Annotated in this window: 13 protein-coding genes; 1 reads left to right on the forward strand and 12 read right to left on the reverse strand. The window is 46.3% G+C overall.

From position 1 onward, the window contains the following. Position 1 precedes the first annotated feature (1 nt). The 10 genes from A4R26_RS22335 to A4R26_RS22380 form a co-directional block, all read right to left on the reverse strand. The gene (locus tag A4R26_RS22335; protein ID WP_081168678.1) at positions 2 to 4,114 is read right to left on the reverse strand and encodes an RHS repeat-associated core domain-containing protein; all 4,113 of its coding nucleotides are present in this window, start codon (positions 4,112 to 4,114) and stop codon (positions 2 to 4) included. Positions 4,115 to 4,190: 76 nt separating this feature from the next. Next, on the reverse strand, positions 4,191 to 4,760 hold the full coding sequence (locus tag A4R26_RS22340) for a hypothetical protein (RefSeq protein WP_133054756.1): 570 nt from the start codon (positions 4,758 to 4,760) through the stop codon (positions 4,191 to 4,193). Between the two features lie 28 nt (positions 4,761 to 4,788). Beyond that, entirely contained in the window at positions 4,789 to 6,150 is a 1,362-nt protein-coding gene (locus tag A4R26_RS22345) for a hypothetical protein (RefSeq protein WP_081168682.1), read from the reverse strand. Between the two features lie 195 nt (positions 6,151 to 6,345). Next, on the reverse strand, positions 6,346 to 8,166 hold the full coding sequence (locus A4R26_RS22350) for a type VI secretion system Vgr family protein (RefSeq protein ID WP_081168684.1): 1,821 nt from the start codon (positions 8,164 to 8,166) through the stop codon (positions 6,346 to 6,348). A 152-nt stretch (positions 8,167 to 8,318) separates the two neighbouring features. Then, positions 8,319 to 8,708 (reverse strand): type VI secretion system tube protein TssD, encoded by a 390-nt coding sequence (gene tssD / locus A4R26_RS22355; protein WP_081168686.1) that lies wholly within the window; start codon positions 8,706 to 8,708, stop codon positions 8,319 to 8,321. 117 nt (positions 8,709 to 8,825) lie between these two features. Then, positions 8,826 to 9,212 carry a type VI secretion system tube protein TssD gene (gene tssD / locus A4R26_RS22360; protein WP_081168688.1) on the reverse strand — a complete coding sequence of 129 codons (387 nt, stop codon included), beginning with the start codon at positions 9,210 to 9,212 and terminating at the stop codon, positions 8,826 to 8,828. Positions 9,213 to 9,496: 284 nt separating this feature from the next. Continuing rightward, a complete protein-coding gene (locus A4R26_RS22365; RefSeq protein WP_081168690.1) occupies positions 9,497 to 10,873 on the reverse strand; it encodes a DUF5458 family protein in 1,377 nt (458 codons plus the stop codon). 33 nt (positions 10,874 to 10,906) lie between these two features. Beyond that, positions 10,907 to 11,359, reverse strand: a complete 453-nt coding sequence (locus tag A4R26_RS22370; protein ID WP_081168692.1) for a hypothetical protein — start codon at positions 11,357 to 11,359, stop codon at positions 10,907 to 10,909. Positions 11,360 to 11,776: 417 nt separating this feature from the next. Beyond that, positions 11,777 to 14,248: an ATP-dependent Clp protease ATP-binding subunit gene (locus tag A4R26_RS22375; RefSeq protein WP_081168694.1), complete on the reverse strand. Its 2,472-nt coding sequence runs from the start codon at positions 14,246 to 14,248 to the stop codon at positions 11,777 to 11,779. A gap of 136 nt (positions 14,249 to 14,384) precedes the next feature. Further along, a complete protein-coding gene (locus tag A4R26_RS22380; RefSeq protein WP_081168696.1) occupies positions 14,385 to 15,431 on the reverse strand; it encodes a PKD domain-containing protein in 1,047 nt (348 codons plus the stop codon). Positions 15,432 to 15,595: 164 nt separating this feature from the next. On the opposite strand from A4R26_RS22380, the gene A4R26_RS22385 reads away from it, so the two are divergent. Further along, a complete protein-coding gene (locus A4R26_RS22385; protein ID WP_081168698.1) occupies positions 15,596 to 16,231 on the forward strand; it encodes a C40 family peptidase in 636 nt (211 codons plus the stop codon). 103 nt (positions 16,232 to 16,334) lie between these two features. On the opposite strand, the gene tssO is transcribed toward A4R26_RS22385, so the two are convergent. Together tssO and A4R26_RS22395 are read right to left on the reverse strand one after the other, a co-directional pair. Continuing rightward, on the reverse strand, positions 16,335 to 16,856 hold the full coding sequence (gene tssO / locus A4R26_RS22390) for a type VI secretion system TssO (protein ID WP_081168700.1): 522 nt from the start codon (positions 16,854 to 16,856) through the stop codon (positions 16,335 to 16,337). Between the two features lie 30 nt (positions 16,857 to 16,886). Further along, on the reverse strand, positions 16,887 to 18,068 hold the full coding sequence (locus tag A4R26_RS22395; RefSeq protein ID WP_081168702.1) for a hypothetical protein: 1,182 nt from the start codon (positions 18,066 to 18,068) through the stop codon (positions 16,887 to 16,889). Positions 18,069 to 18,073 lie beyond the last annotated feature (5 nt).

Consider the following 18,073-nt stretch of genomic DNA (forward strand, 5'->3'; position numbering starts at 1 on the left):
ATTATGGACATTTTACCCATTTTTTGACACCCCGCTTTCTGGGTTTCAGCGTTACCACATATTTACCTCTTACCTTTTTCACTTTATACCTCACCACATACCGCCTCATGCCATGTTTATCTATTTCTCTCAATATCTGGCGGGCGGCCCTGCTGGTACCCGGCGGCGTTTGTTTACCACATATAGTTCCAAAATCCCTCGCTTCGGTTAACCGGTCTGCAATATATTTTTCAGGATCTTTTTGCAGATCCGACAACCGCGATGTATTCGCTTTTACTTCAAACACATATACCTTATTATTTTTGGGATGCTGCGCCACGATATCCAACCCGTTCTCGCTACCATTTTTAATGTCGGGAAATACTTTCCATTTGTGTTTATTAAGCACCGCCCTTAAATGATTCTCTGCCGCATCACCAATGGGTGTATTATTGGCCAGCCCCCATGCATCTATCCACGAATTGGGATCATGCGCATACGAATATACATTAAACCCACCCAGTACCGACATCGGGTCTTTGCTTATATAAAGCCCTTCGCCGGGATTGTAATACCTGTACCTGTTATAATACAAACCCGTTTCCTCATCTTCGTACTGCCCCTGAAACCGGAAAGGTATAAAATTTTTACTTCCATTGATCATCGATGCCCGTCCATAAATATCCAATACGCATTCCCAAACTTTTTTCCCGGTATCATCATACGCTTCTACCGGAGTGCCGAGGTGATCGGTGATGATGCTGTACGTATTACCACCTTGTATTTTTGCACAGGGAACAAAGCTGTCGTCATCAAAGATCCAGGTAATGCCTTCGCCCGACAATTTATTTTGCGGGTTTGGTTCTTCTTTATCAAAGGTCATTTCACCCCATTCGTTCACTATTGCGCGGGGTCTTTCCTGTTCATTGTAACTCCACTCATGCAGGGGCACATTGGCATGCCACACCCACCGGGTAAGCACTCCGTTACAACTTTTTGCGATCCGCCTGCCCAATGCATCGTATGTAAATTGTATTGTTTTCCCATCGGGGCGAATCACCTTTTTCAACATGCCGTTAGCATACCAGGTATAGCGGGTTTTCTTATGCGTAACCTTATCGGTTTTACTTACCAGGAAGCCTTCTTCATCATATTTGTAAATATATTTCCTGCTCTCCAGTGGTGCGCCGGCACTGTTATAACTGCGGTCGCTTTTGTCGGTTGTTTCATAAATATTACCCGTAGCATCAGCCGTTCTGTGGAGTATGCTGTTGTTGGCATACTGGGCAAATACAAGGTTACCCAACTGGTCGTGTTTGAAATGGGTGTTACCCTGGCTCAGGGCATCAAAAATATCGGTAAGCCGGGTATCCGAATCCCAGGTATATTTTTTCCAGCTTTGCACCACGCCTTTCCTGCTTACCTTCAGTTCGCCGGGCCTTCCGCCCTGGTCATACTTCCATTCACTGCACAGGCCGCCGGGTAATATCCTTTCTATTTCAGCGCCTTCGCGGTTATATTTCATCTGTGCCTGCCAGTCATCGATCTGCATACTGGTTACGGCTCCCGTTTCATTTCGCGTCATAAGCATATCGGCGCCCAAACTGCTGGTAAGCCGTATACGGTTGCCCCATTTGTCATATGTGCTTTCTACCTTATATCCATCCTGGTCTTCACAAATGATGAGCCCGCGCTTGTTGCGGGTAAACCTTACCGCACTGTGCTCATTAATGGCTTCGCGCAGATCGCCGTTTTTATCATAGTTGAATAATTCCCAGCTGCCGTCGTGGTATTCTATTCTTGTGATATTACCATTCACATCGTATTCATAATTGGTAGTACGGGCGCCGGGCCTTATTGCCCTGGTTATACGACCGATAACATCACGCTCATAGTGCGACTGTATACCATCGAAACCGGTTTCACTGATAATTTCGCCCCGTTTATTATATCCCAGCCTGTAATGCCGGCCCGATTCATTTATTACAGCGCATAACCGTTCTTCCGTATCGAATAAAAATTGCATTTCGGCATTACCCTGTTTGCGCTTCTTTACGTTACCGAGCGGCGTGTACTCAAACTGCACGCTGGTATGTTTATCCGTGGCGAGCACTATATCTTCATACGCATTATACTGCAGCCTGATGGTATTGCCATCGGGTAAATGCATTGTTTGAATGCGGTCCAGTTCATCATAGGCAATATGACGTACCTGGCCATTGGGGTTTACCGATTGTATGCAACGTCCAAGCGCATCGTATTTCCATTGTGCATTTGTGCCGTCGGGCAACTGCACGTTCGAGAGGTTTCCATCCTCATCATACTTCAGCTGTGTTTTGAGCCTGCCATTTTCCACAATGCATTCTACCTGGCCGGTTGTATTGTACTGTAAGGTGATGCTTCTTCCGTTGGGATGGTTTATGAAACATAACCGGCGCAGGTTATCGTAACCAAAGGTTTGGCTGGTACCATCGGGATGCACGATCAACACAGGCTGATTAAAATCGTTATAATGATACTTTGTACTGCTGCCATCGGGCGAAATATTTTCTATGAGCCTCGATCTTTCATCATATGCATACCCTTCGATATTACCGGCCTCATCTATATCGCGGTATATTTCAATATTATCGGTGTATTCGGTATACCTGTGATTGCCGTAATGATCTGTTTCCTGGATGCATAAGTTATTTTCATCGTAATGGTAAATGGTGGTTTCACCCAGTGAATTGGTTACTTCGTTATACCCCTTCCGGTATTGTATGTAACCTTCCAGTACACCGCCGTCGCCCCAGGTATGAATACAACGGCGTTTACTGTCATATTCCCAGTAAAAGCTTTGGCCGTTCCGGTCGGTTTTCCTTATCATCAGGTGATAACGGTATTCGATAGTGGTAACCTGGTGCAGGGCATCGGCAATACTTACTAGGTCGCCATGCTCATTATACTCATAGCTTACAAGTATTTTACTCATATCGCGGTGCTTTACCTCAACCTGCGTAATGCGATATTGTTTATCCAGTGTAAAAAGCAATTGCCGGCCAACGCTATCGGTTATCGCCTGCAGGTGTTTGCCGCTATAATGTAATTGAACCCGGCTCCCGTTGCAATCCTCTATAAAAGACAACTGCCACCGCCCCTGATCCACATCATGGTTGAAGTGATAATAACAGGAGTCGTTGTAATCCTCCAGTAAAAAATGACCGTTCTGTTTGCGGCGGAGCATTAATTTCTCCTGCGGATGATAAAAGCTTTCGCCATGATACAGCAATGGAAATACCGCCTGGCGGCCATCGGCCAGCATTACCGACAAACATCCTTCATCAGACCAGAGTTGAATATAACGGTCGTACGACAGTTGTACGCCATGACCAAGGGGGCCGCTGATGCGGGAGTCGCTGTCCCAGCTTCTTTCCCATTTAACAGGGATAGCGCCAGGCAATTCAAAATCGGTGTATTCATAATTTACCCGGCCGGTGACAAGGTCTACCGGCTCAAACCCCATTTTACAGAATGCCTTGCTGAGCTTTGCGGTGGCCGGTGATTTCTTAAGCACTTTATGATTCAGTGCTTTCAATAGTTTGCTGCCCAGTTTGCCAAATATTTTCAGGAAAGAACCGAAAGCAAAAGCCTTTAACAACGCCATCAGGCTGAAATGCGGCACCATTGGGCCGCCCACCACCACGGGTTTTCCCCATTGCAGCGGAATGCAAAACGAGGTAGGCAGGTATAAGGAAGGGATCGGTTTGAATTTTTTACCGGGACTAAATGACAACGGCAACCCGATATCATTACAGGTCATGAGTACATAACCGGCGCCGCTCATGGGGGCTCCGTCGATCTGTACCGTTTTGCTGCCAAAGAAGTTCTGGCTGTCGTGCCCGATCATGGGCACCAGGCTGAACCCAACGCCAAAGGGTATATGAATAAAGGTGATGATCATGCCGCCGGTATCGGTATTGCCCCGCGGCACATTATTTACCGAAACCGTGGCGCTGATAAATGGAATATAATCGAACGGATCGATCACCAGTCCGATGTATGGATGCGGGAGAGGGATAAAAGGAATAGGCGTATTCACAAAGTGAATATCGATGCCGATCACCGGTTTCAGGTGCGTGTTGGCTACGTACATAGAATAAGTTTTCTTTGTATCTAAACCTGGTTTTAATTAGTGCAGTATAGCAACTGTCTCAATGTGCAATTGCCTGCTATTTCCCGAAGGGAACCGATTGTTCAACGGTATTCTGAAATAAGGACTTAACGGAATGGTTGCCGTATTTTATTTCATCGGATGCATACTTAAGCAGGTGTTGTAAAATGGGCCTGATGTCGACCCTGCCCGATTCACAAAAGCGTATAAGATCGCCGAAGTAAACCATTTCGTCCCGGGCATCGGGGTCCATATTCCTTACCATAAACAACACCAGGCTAAGGGCAATGTATTCATGGCTGCCGGCCTGCAGGTTGGCTTCCAGTTCGTCGAACGTCGGCGTTATGTAGTTCTTTAAGCGCTGTGTGTCTTCAAGCAGGGCTGCCATGGCAGCCATATCTTTGAAATTATTACCGGCCAGCAGCTCCCCTATTGTTCGCCTGATATAAGCCAGTTCGGGTTCAATCGATCTTCGGTACTCCGATTCAATGGCCCGCATTTCTTCAACCCAGCCATCTTTGGTAAAATCGATCCGGCTTTCTTTTGCCCTTAACCCGTCGGCATATTTGTGAGTGATCTCTTCATCGATCAGCTCTATTTTCGATTTTACGGTGGTAATGTTTTCCATAGTGGTTTTTGATTGTTCTGTTATATCGTTAAGCCGGCTCGCCTGCATTTGCTTCCCTGATCTTTTTCTTCGTATAGTTTTGTTTCAGGTCTTCAACCGTTTTCTTCCAGCCGGCCCCATACGCAGCCGTCATTTTATCTGAAACAAGAGCGGCCAGTTCATCTTCTTCCTGTTGTTTGTATTGCACATACTCATAGGCCATAAAAGGATATTCAGATGCCTGGATCTCTTCTTCAGTAAGGCGGGCGGTGAGTTGTAATGCCTGGCGGCAGGCGTGTATCTTTTCTTCCTGCCAGTTTTTGTAGCTGGCAAACACCCAGGCTTTATAATAGGCAGAAACAGCCTGGTTGGTTAAACCAAACGCTACCGCTTCATCGCCGGCTTTCATAAACCATTGCAATGCCTCTTTTCTTTCTTTTTGGATCTGGCAGTCGGCTCCCTTATATGTATAATATTGCAGCAACATTGGCTTCAACGATTCATTACCGCCGGCAATTTCCTGTTTGCACAACCTGATGCCCGTATCGAGCAGTTCATTGATGCGTTCATGATCCCTGAAGTTGAACAGCATGCCGGCATAGGTGATATAAGCGGTGGCAAGCAGGCTTTTATCGCCTGTTTTCTTACCACTTTCAACGGCTTTATCGCCCCACTCGCCCAGTAATGATCTATTCTTTTTGTTGGCGGCCTCGCCCATTTCGAACATACATTTTCTGAAAAATGCGTAGGGATCGGTTGCAGCGCCGGCCGTAGCGATCTGCCTGATGGCCTCCTGCATGCGCAGGTCATGTGTAAGCGTTACGGTGTAATCATTGTACTGCTCAAACACATTACCCCAGAAGTTGCCATTTACATGATCGAATACCAACAGCCGGGCAGCCGGTGGTTTTATCAGTTCCATCCATTGCTGCAGCCATTGGTGAAACTGCACCGGGCTGCTCATTTGTTTTGGCAATACGCTGAAAACAAATTCGGCATCGGGCCGGTCAACGAATTGTTTGTAGGATTGTATCATTGCCGGCAAAAGCTCGTCGCATAACTTATAATCATTCTCTTCTACCGCTTTTCTGAATACCTGTACATCCCAGGTATTATTTATGCCGGCGCCAGCCAGCAATTTTTGTTGCTGCGGATCATCATATTCATGCAGCCAGTTTTGGAGTAATGCATGGCTATACGTTTTCACATTGCTGAACGGCGTATAAAAGAATACAAAAAGGTTATCGAGTTTTCCGTGCGGCGACGCTTCCAGCCGGCAGAACCCTTCGTACATGCGATGGTCTTCGGGTTTCAGCATCCAGCGGATAAGCGTATGGTGCGGCTGTACATTCTTTTTCCAAACCTGCACCATTTCATCGAGCCGAACGGTTATGGGATTGTGTTCATTCATTTTTAGATTGCTGAATTTTGTGACTCTAAATACGTGAAACGGCAAACCCCGGCTTCGTCGGGGCAGGCTGTGAAAAGCTGATATTTCATGGCTCGCTCTCAAACTTTACTCCCTGCTTTCCTCACTTCTCTCCTTTTCACCTTTATAAACGCTATCAACTTTTCAACTTTCCCTGTTAACCAGTCAACTCGTTAACTAACAATTCAGCTTCAGTTGTCCGCCCACAATGGTGGTCATCATTTTACCATTCGCTTCCATGGCGCCTTCCGATGCCATGCCTACTTTGGTTTTACCATATACATCCACTTCTACCGATGCGGCAACTGAAACCTTATTATCTGATGTTACATTAACCGCCGACTGGGAACCGACGTTCATTTCATTTGTACCGTACAGCGTAGCGGTTTCGGTAAATTGTCCATCGAGTACTTTTGAATTCATCGTTATCTGATCAACGGCTTCCATCGAGATCAGCTTCGTTTTGAACGTGATCTGGTTGGTAGCGTCGATAGTTACGGTATCGTTTGATTTTACAGTGATGTTTCCTGCGCCGTCGATAAGAATACTGTTGCCTCCTTTGTCTTCAATGAACACACTGCCATCCTTATCGTTCATAATTAATTTAGTACCGCTGCGGGTTTGCAGGGCTTTTACATCATTACCGGCATTGGCGAAGCTGTTGCTGGCTTTGCTGTTATATACACTGCCTATCATATAAGGCTTGGTGGCACTGCCGCCTTCAAAGCCAATGATCACTTCCTCTCCTACTTCAGGCATAAAGTACATGCCTTTATCCTGGCCGCCATGCGCACTGGTAACCCTGATCCACGGTGTTTTCTCGGCGCCGTTCATCCAGTGAAATTTAACCCTGATGCGGCCTAACCCTTTGGGATCGAAATTATCGGTAACAACGGCGCTTTGCGTTTCTGAAAAAGGCATTCCCGGTGATTTTACAGGCGGCATTTTTATACCTGCCGGAACTGCCGTAAAGTCGTTATTGTAATTGCCATGTCCGTCGAAATAATGGCTCACGGAAAGCACCGTATACTCGCCATAATTTTCACCTGCCAGGCTGTACAGGTTATTGCCCTGTACATTGATGGTGCCGCCTATTTTTACTCCCGGATGAGCGCTGCTGCCCGAGAAACGCACGGTATTACTGCTTTGCATAGCCGTGCGGATGTTGATAGCGTCGTCAACCTGTTTTTTATTACTTACAAAATTGTTGTTCCAGTATTTGGGCTGGGTGGCATATACATCATTGCCGGCCTGAAAAACATGTTTGCCCAGGTCGTTGAGACCGGCCCTGCCTTCTATGCCTTGCGGCGTACTGTTGTATACTTCGGTATTGAGGTAATCGTAAGCCATCATCTGGCCGCTGGCGGGTTGTGCCTGAAGTGCCATACTGAAACGGCTGATATTGCTGCCGAAAGTAAGGGCGGTAGCTTCTGAAGATTTAAGCGCGCCAATCTGCAACTGGTTGCCATCATAAAACAACCACTCGCCATAGCTGGCGCAAAGGAAGTTGAGGAACTGCCAGGCGGTTTGTTTGTATTGCACCGTATAGGCCAGCGTTTCAGGGTATGATGGCGCTACCTGCGCCTGCAACAGGTTTTGCGGAAAGTGTTTCAACACATCCTGTGCAATGTTCTTGATGGCTTTTTTCTCCCAGCTTTTGCTGTGGGGGCCATTATCGAGCACGATGGTGGGACTGGTTCCTGAAATGACGATATTACCGGTATGACCACTGAAGCGGTCGGCTTCAATCTGCATCACAATGCCCCTGAATTGTAAACCGTTTCCTGAAACGGGCGTATTGAATGATGCCTGGAGAATACCACCGATCAGGTTGCGTGAGGAGGTGAGCATGCCGCCGTCCATTCCTTCGAGCGCTTCGGCCGGACAAACCAGCCGGAAGTAGTGGTGGTCAAAAATATTTTGGGTTAGCTGAAAAGAGGTGATCTGTTTTATAGGAGTTCCGGCAATGGTTATATTGCTACTAATTAGTTGGGCCATAAAAAATGTTATGTCGTTTATGGTTGAAAATCGTGAAACGGGAAACGGGAATACAGCTGCCTACTTCACGCTGCAAGCTGCAAGCAAACACTATGAGTGCTATGCTTTATATCCTTTTTCATTTCTCTGTTTTTCATTTTTAATTTCTCATTTTACTGCGGCCAGTTGTTTTTGAACTTTGATTCATTCAGTTTTACTTCTTTGGCGCTGAGAATTATCTGCACCTGCATAGGACTTTCACTGTTGTGATCATAGGTTTCATAATAATCAACACAGTGCGCATCGCTAAAATTGAGCGTTTTTAATTTACTCATATTATCACGGCGATAAAAGGTGATGGTGCCGCTCTTGGTTTGGGTGGGACTAACCATCCAATCGAAGAGGCCGGTAGTGCCATTACTTTCAACCACCAGTGTAACAGCGCCGCCTTGCGGAATGGCAGTTGGCTTGCCTGTTCCGTCAGTGGCCTGTGAAAAGCGAAATGCACAATGCAGAATATTCATTTCTTCGCCATCTAAAGAAAGTTTTGCTATAAATGACATGGAATATTTGATTAGTATTTAATGATTGACATGGCGCTTAAATGTATAAAGGGGAGCCACCCCGGTCCTTACCGGAACCGGGATGCCCCTCCCTTTAAACAAAATAATGATGAGATATTATACCCATTCATTTTCATGTTTGCCGGTGCCCAGTTCAATTGACTTGGCGCTCAGCGTAAATGATTCTGTAACGGGGCTATCGTTTGCGCCGTCGAAATTTTCACGATACTCAACGAGGTAAGCTTCACCGAATTTCAGTTCTTTCAAAGTGGCGTTGTCGTCACGTTTGACGAACACAATGGAGCCGTCTTTACGCTCGAAGTTGTTGGTCATCCACTCGAAGAAGGTAGTATCGCCTGTAGATTCAACTGTTAGTTGAATCTTGCCGCCACGAGTGATAGATGAAGGACGACCGGTTGCATCGGTTTCCTGTTTCAGTGCGTAAGAACATGCAAGAACATTCACATCCTTGCCAGCCACTTTAAGTTTTGCCTTAAATGACATAATTAATGGTTTTGAAATGATTAAAAAATGGTATATAGACCTAAATAATAAAAAACGGATCCTGGTGGCAACACATCGGGGCATTGCCATAATACTAATTGCTAATGTGGTATTGATCCCTGGAGTTAAACGGTATTGCAAAACACTCCTGTTCAGCGTCATTGATATGATGCTGTCAATTGCTACTACAGATGGGTTATCCGTTGAATTTAATCAGGGACGCGGGGGTGCCGTTTGGGGTGTGATATGGATTTTAAGCGGGTTTTTAGCAGTGTGTGCAAAGACTATTTATCCTGCTCGTATTTGGACGACCATTCAGTTTTATCGGCATCGTCTCCTTTCTGCCCTTCCAACTTGATCATAAAAGTTTTTGCGGGGAAATACGGTTTCAGATGAATGTCGAGGTAAATGCGGTCTTTTTGATTGGGATCCTGTTCAAACCGCTTTATAGTAAAGTTTTCAATCAATTTATTGGGACCGGTAATGCCATCGAGAAATTTAACGATCTGGCCATTCAGCTCCTTACGGGTCGATGCGTTAAAGTTTTCAAAAGCACGACGGTTAAGGAAGTCCATCATAACTTTTGTAACGTAATCAAACACCCGCACAACCGAATAGGTTTGCAAACCCAGGTTGTCGCCATTGAACAATGTTTTGGCAGAGAATGCCATCACCTTGCCATACTCTTTCACCATGGGAATAAGCCCCAATTTCTCGAGGCTGGCTATTTCGCTTTTCTTCAGATCGAAACGAACGCCATCCACTTCATTGATGCCGCCGAATTTTTTACCGGCTGTTACCTGTGACATCAGGGTTTGATAGATCTTTCCGGCCAGTGCTGCAGACGGCGGAACCAGCAGATCGTCTTCTTCATCAATTTCTGCAAAACGCCCGCGGCCTACCAGCCAGTTACAGGCCATGATCACATTGGAGCGATAAGGATCGCCGCCGGTGAGATTGGCTGCTTCGAACAATTCCATAACATCATCGGGTGAATCAAGGTCTTCGAAATCGGTTACCAGCATCACCTTATTTTCGTAGGCGATCTTTGCCCATTTCTCTACTACCTTATTGCTGCCGAGATAGCCGGGTAATATCAATATGCTATAGTTATTCCGTAAGTCGAGCCTGTCGTAATTATCAACCAGTTCGTTGTGAATTGCGTCGATAAAACGGGTATTGTCGAGGTCGCGGATCTGATCGGGATCAGCATTCATTACCGATACGTTTTTGACCCTAAGGCTTTCCGTGTTTTTGAAGAAGAGGGCTACCGAGCGGTATGATCTTTCCAATTGTTCGGTTTCTTTAACCGCCGCTTTCAGGTTCTTTTTCAAAACCTGGCCGGCCTGTTCTGAACGCAGATTACAGGTTTCGATCATTTGTGCGGGATCATCGGAACTTTGCAGTACATCGAGCCAGAGTTTCAATGTTTTTTTAAGTGCAGTACGTTCTTCTTTTTTACTGCTCTCTTCGAGGAAGATCTTCTTGCGGGCCTTTCTTTCTGGATTTATATTCTGCACGGCATCGATAGCTGATTCAAGCAGATCAAATCCTCCGAACTTCGCAAGTCCCTGCACACTGTTTTCCAGTTGTTCAGCTGGCTGCAACGCCTCTTTCAGCGCCGCCTCCTGAGAAAGGGGTTTAATGGATTCAGTACTCATGATAACGTTTTAATGATAAATGATTAATGGATGTTACCTGGCTGATTCAAGTTCCTGTATAAGTGATTGTAAAGCTTTAATGATACTTTCCTTTGTGTCAGCATTGGCGAGCGCCTGTTTCAGCAGTTTGTTTGTCTTTAGCTGCCTGATGATCTTTTGATACTGCAATTGCTGCATGTTCACATCGCCCAGGTATTCGCTTTGTGCAATAATACCTTTTGCGCCAAAATCGGCCAGACCTTTAAAATGAAGGGTTTCGCGGCGTATGGCGCCATCCTCGGTTTCAAAGGTCATGTCTACCTTAGGTTTGAAGTTTTCAAACACATCGTCAATGCCTGTAAGGCCCTCTACTATCTGAGGTTTAACCGGTGGGTCGTGCGTGAGTTTTTCTGCGAGCAATACTCGATTTTGTGGAATGTCTGCAAAGGCTTCGAAGGCATCCGTTTTTACTTCCGTGCCGCCTATTCCGTAAGGCTGAATGCTCATGATAGATATTTTTGGTTTTCAGAATAAGTCCTGCTCTCTGTAACGAGTAATCGAATATAATTTACGAATAAAATGGTTTGACGGATTGGATATCAGACAAAAAATCAAAAAAGGATTTGGCAAATTTCATTCCCAAAAAACAATGAATCAACATTAATGATCAAAAATCCCCAGTAACCCTTTCGTAAAACCACTCGTTGAACTCATTTTCTATCTGCCGGTAACAATGCAAAATAAATTTGCATATTTACGTTAGACCGTATGACAATTCATATAAAGTTAATGTTGCATTCTGTTGATAATTTGAGAGGGGGCATTACAGTTAGTTATTCACATTTTCATCGACACCATATCTTCACGCACTTTCCGTTGGTACATGTGTTAACTATGTTCAGGATATTTTCATACCCACTCACCTTAATTGCCCCATACAAATTCACCGTTCGCATCTACATCCAATGTTAAGGCAGTTGCGCCGTTTACGCCTGCTTCGCCGCTGATGATCTTGCGCGATAAAGGCCGCCGCAGGTTATTCCTGATAACACCCGCCAATGGCCTTGCTCCATATTGTGGTGCAAAGCCCAGCGTTGCTAATAACTTTTTAGCACTATCGGTGAGCTGCAGGGTAATACCCTGTTTATCGAGCGAACCGTACAGGCTGCGCAATTGAATATTAAGTATGCGTTCCACCATGTCGTTCGTCATGGGGGCGAACGGACAGATCTCCGTTAACCTTCCCAGGAACTCGGGCCTGAAATTGCTGCTCATGATCTCCATCAATTGTGTTGAAGTAGGCACCTGTTGTTTACTAAAGGAGTCAACTACAAACTGGCTGCCGATGTTGGAGGTGAAAATGATGAGCGCATTGGAGAAATCTCCCTCCTTTCCCAGTTTATCGTGCAGTTTGCCTTCATCCATGATCTGTAGAAAGATATCGAACACCGACTGATGCGCTTTTTCAATTTCATCGAACAGCACAACCGAATATGGCTGCTGCCTGATCTTGTTGATCAGTAATCCGCCTTCTTCATACCCTACATAACCCGGAGGCGCACCGTATAATAAAGCGGCCGAATGTTCTTCCTTGAACTCCGACATATCGAAGCGGATCATAGAGGCTTCATCCTGGAAAAGAAAATCGGCCAGCGCTTTGGCCAGTTCCGTTTTACCCGTACCCGTAGGCCCCAGGAAGAAAAACGAACCAATGGGTTGACCAGGTTTTCCAAGACCCGCCCTTGATTCAAGTATCGCTTCACTAACAGACCGGATGGCATGGTCCTGCCCTATTACCCTTTGTTTCAGCATCTCTTCCATTTTCAACAGGCGCTCTTTTTCCTGCGCCTGTACCTTGCCAATAGGAATGCCTGTTTTATGGGCAACGATGGCTGCTACATCCGACTGGCTGAGCGTTTGCCGGTCATCAGCCGCCATTGTGGATAATGCGTCATATGCCGCGTTTAAATAACCGATGAGCGCTTTCGTTTCGCTCATTTGCATGGGGTCGGCTTCCGATCGTACTGCCGCCCATAAGATGGGACTGACCTTGTTCCGCAACTGGCTGTAATGCCATTTCCAGTCTTCTTCCGTATGTTTCCCTTCTTCATTTTTCATTTCATCATATGCGGCCTTCATTTCCGTCACTACCTGCATACCGGTATCTCTCGCAAGCCGCAGGGCTGCCATGGAATGATCGGCCAGGTCAATGGCGGCATCGGGCAGGCGGCGGTCTTTTACATATCGTTTGGCAAGGCGAATAGCATCCTGCAGGGTTTCATTATCTACCTCAATAGCATGGTGTTTGCTGTAATGCGGCATGATCATTTGCATCATGCGGAAGGTAGTGGCCACATCCGGCTCTTCTACCTGTATCACATCGAAGCGCCGTGCAAACGCTTCATCTTTTTCAATATGTTTACGGTATTCTTCGAGCGTGGTGGCGCCTATAACGGTGAGTTCACCACGCGCCAGTTCCGGTTTCAACAGGTTGGCTGCCCCGGCCATGGCGCCCTGTTTATCCATCAGCACATGCATTTCATCGATGAACAGGATGGCTTTATCAAATTGCTTTATTTCCTGTATGATATTCTTTAACCGCTCCTCCACTTCGCCTTTATACGAAGCGCCGGCGGCCAGTGCGCCATTATCGAGTTCAAATACCTGTGCGGTTGCCAGGAAGCGCGGTACTTTCTTTTCTTCTATAGCCAGTGTAAACCCGTCAACCAGGGCCGACTTCCCAACACCGGGCTCACCAATGATGAGCACATTGGGTTTCGACCGGCGGCCAAGGATCTCCGCCATCGCCCTTATTTCCTTATCGCGGCCGGTGACAGGATCTATTTTACCGGCTTTTGCTCTTGCATTCTTATGAGTACAGTATTTCAACAAAGCCTGGCTGCCGCCCTGCTTTGGCGCACCATTGCTATTCCCGGTAATGTTATTTAAGGTGGTTTCTGCTACGCTTTGCTGCAGCAGTTCATGCCGCTGAACGGGAAAGGTTTTCAACTGCTCATAACTGAACCCAACACCGGGTGTACTCAATGCTGCCAGTACATGCACTGCCTCCAGTTCATCGCTGCCGCTTATAACCCGTATGGTATCGGCTTCTTCCATCACGGCTTTTACCGGTTCATCGGCTGTGAGCGTATCATCGAGGCGGGTGGCTTTGGGTAATGTTTCCATCCGTACATCGGCCCACTCTTCCAGGTAATAAATGTCTTTGTCAAGTTGCTTCAACAGGGTTTGCAGTCCCGCATCTTTATGTAGTAATGCTTTTAATAAGTGAGGCGGTGCTATATGCGGATGCATATTTTCCCGGGCAATAGCCTGCGCTATGTGGTTCATTCGCTTGAACGAGTCGGATATGGTGGCGCCTAAAAGTTGGTCAGTCATTATTATTTATTGAAATTAACTATTATTGATTTCTGATTTCGAGATTTAGTGATTTCGTGATTTACTTTAATGCCAGGTTTGCTATGAATGTATGTCTATGTATTTCCAAATCTCAAAATCTAAAAATCCCGACATCTCAAAATATACCCAGGAACCCCTGTTTCATTTTAAGACTTACATTCAACCCGATCAAACAATTGGTTTCACTGCTCTTTATTTGCTGCACGTTCAGTTGTTTGATCTTTTTGTCTGCCTTGATGGAGCTGAGCTTATTACAGAACTGGGTAAAAGTTATTTCCGTTCCATTCAAACTAACAGGCACATTCAGGTTATTACAGAAGTACGGACCAAAATTCTCTGCCGTCAGGTAATTATTCACTACGCCCCGCAGCTTGCTTTCCAGTTCCTGTTTGCTGATGGTTACACCCTGTGGTTTGGCCGGTTCCGCAACGGCAGGCTGCGGGTGGCTTTGTTCTTCAAGAGTTGGGCTTTGCGGTTTGGCCGGCACTACGATAAAGGCCGGTTGCTGGCGGGCCGGTACACGCGCATTCGACCTGGAAGGCGCCACGGTTTTATCGTTCACATACACTTTACATACACCCAGTTGTTTGGGATCGCCGTTAAGCACCAGTGAGATCGTTTTCAAACCGGGCGTTTTGTATACATAACTGGCGGTTGACGATGTGGCGTCTATACTGGCTGTTTCGCCAAAACGCCACTCCCAGCTATGAGCGCCGGCGGTTGTATCCTGGAAAGTTACCGTTTTGCCTACCTCGGCCACCTGCGGACAAACGAACCGTGGCATCAGCATGGGATTGTCGAGCCTGGGCGCTTTGGTAATGTAAATGGTCTTATACTCGGTGCATTTGCCGTTCACCGTTAAGGCTACGGTATATTCGCCCGGCTGGTTATAGGCATGCACTACCGAACTGATGTTTGTCTGGCTGCTTTCATTATCGCCAAAATCCCACTCGAAGTCTTTTGAATAAAGCGCGTCCGTTTCGAACCGGATGGGCTCATCGGTGCGAAAGAAATTTGCTTTTGCCTTTATATGAAAATCGAAACAATGTTCGTAATTCTTGTATTTGAACCCGGTTATCACCAGGCCCAGCAAAGCCGTAATGATCATGGCGAGAATGACCTTTTCGTCAATATAAGCCAGCGGTAATTTTTTATTTTCCATAATTTTACTTTTGCATACACGTTTATGGCAGTCGTGAAACGTGAAACGGTCCCGCCTGACGCGGAATGAAAGGCTCGCTGGTTGTAAGATTAATTTACGACCCTTGCACTATCCGAAATGTTTGCCGATTGCCGTACTCATTGTAAACTGTATTTAGAAATACTATGAAACGATTATCTTTTTTATCATATGGTTTTGGTTTTTTTCTGTTGATGCTGGCATCGTGCTCGGGCTCGCGTAAAACTACCAACCAGTACGAAACCATTGTAGTGAAACCTGCCGATCCGGCGCCCAATGCCAGGGCTGAAACGAAACTGATGGCCAAATACGCGGCCTGGTTAAAAGTGTCGCCCGACAGCCTTTCCAATGTGGTGCTGTACGCCTTTATCGACAAGTGGCTGAAAACCCCTTACAAATACGGCGGTATCGATGAAAAGGGGATCGACTGTTCGGGCTTTATCCAACGCCTTTTGAATGATGTGTACAACATTCAGGTGCCCCGCACATCGGCGCAACAGTTCTTTACAAAAAATGTGGAGGCGTTCCATGATAAAACTTATTTTTCTGAAGGCGACCTGGTTTTCTTTTGCACAGTGCCCGGCAATCCCATTTCTCACGTTGGCATGTATCTGAAGAACCGGTATTTCATCAATGCTTCCACTTCCAGCGGCGTAAGCCTTGCCAACCTCGATGATCCTTACTGGAAGAAACGTTTTGTGGCTGCCGGCCGGGTTCGTATAGTGAACAAACCTGCGGCCACTAATAAGAATCAACATCAAACAAAGAGCGCCAGACAATAGGCAATGGCAAATAAGCAATAGGCAAATTGGAAGCTCGCGAATAATTGTAAAGTCTGAAGTCCGGCAACCCTTGCCAATAGGCAATTGCATATTGCCTATTGACTTAAAACCCGGCTGCATTACTTGCTCTTCTCAACAGGTCGATATCACGGCGGGCCTGATCAAGATCGCGCTGGGTTTGTTCATACTTCGATTTATAATCATCCAGCTGTTTGGGTAAATCGCCCATACTTACCACTTTATTGGTAGCATCCTGGTAACGCAGGTACAGGTCGAGCACATTTTTATTCATCCTGCTGTACATACTGCTGTCCTTGTATTGCAGGTCAGTGAGCTCTCGCAGTTTGGCCGCTATCTGCTGGTTCAGGTACATGCTGTTAACGCCCGGTTGCTTCAGCGAATCGATCAGCACTTTTGCCTGGTCCATGCTGGTAACAAATCTTTCCTGCGCAATACTCTGATTGCGGTAACGGGTCACCTGCTCGCGCAGTACATCATTCTCTTTGAAAGGAATGCGCATATCGAAATAAATAGCTCCTACAATGAGCCAGACGGATATAATGAAAAAGAACAAAAACTTCAAAAATGCACGGTTCCTTTCCCTGTGGTTTAATACGGTTGGCATTTTCTATTGGTTTAAATATTGTTTCGGTTATTAATCTGCAAGAAAACTTCTTCTTTTCTTTACCGGCGTTGCTTCGGTTTGCGGTACCAGCACCTGTTCTTTTACGAATATGCCGCTCTCCTTTTTCTTTCCAATGTATTCGAGTCGTGCAAGGCTGGCGAACAGCAAAGAAATGATCTGGGTGAACCGCAATACCTTATCAAGCGCATCATTGATGTCTAAATGATTGTATTGATAGCTGCATAGCGTGGTAATGGCCGATTCCAGTTCGCCCTGGCTTACGCCGCACCATTCGGTACAATAGCTGATCAGTTCATCTTTGCTGGTGCCGGTATAAAAATCAATGGTGTTCTTTATCAGCCGGGCCATACCGGTTACCGCGGTGATCATAAACACGGGCGGCTGATAGATATAGGCCAGTTTGAAATTGCTGTTCTGGGTTGCCGTGAACAGGCTCAGGTTCTCGCATATTTTGTAAATAGCATCGGCCAGCTCGTTCTGCTGTTTTTTCTGTAAGATCTTTTGAATGATCTGCAGGGCGTATAATTCCATTTGTCCAAAGAACTGCTCCAGGCCGGCGTGTACTTCCAGCAATTCAAAATGGCTGTTCACGGCCGTACAGGGCGGAATGTAGTTATCGACCAACCTTACTACCTGGTCATCGATCGTCACCTTCCCTACCGGCACCTGGAATTCGCCCAGCGAAACAGCGCTGGTTTCCTGTGCAGGCAACAATGTGAGATGATATACAGGCATGGTGAACGGCATGCGTGGCGGCGTTTCTTTTGGGTCGGCTGTTCCAAACGGTACGCGCTCATACGGGTCAACGCTTAACACCACATAGTAACTGGCCGAGCGGTCTTTCAGTTCACTGAATGGCACCTGTAAACCCGGTATACCGGCCGACAACTGCTGACCGGTCAATGAAGTATCGGTATCGAACTCCATTACATAACCGCCGCGGGAAATTGCCCGGCAGCGTTGTATGCGCAGGTGTACGGTTTGTTCATTATCTAACGACAAAAATAATTTGGCAGAGGTATGATGCCGGTCGATCACAGGCAGCAACCCATAATTGTGTTCGTTCAGAAAACTGCTTACGGTATGGGCCTGGCGGTAAGTGAATGCATTGTCCTGGGCAATAAAATGTGTTTTATTGATCTTCATTCCATCAACCCAATTCACCGGTAAATATTCACGACTTGACTGCATGCTTA

This window comes from Niastella populi, from assembly GCF_002078015.1.
GTDB lineage: Bacteria > Bacteroidota > Bacteroidia > Chitinophagales > Chitinophagaceae > Niastella > Niastella populi.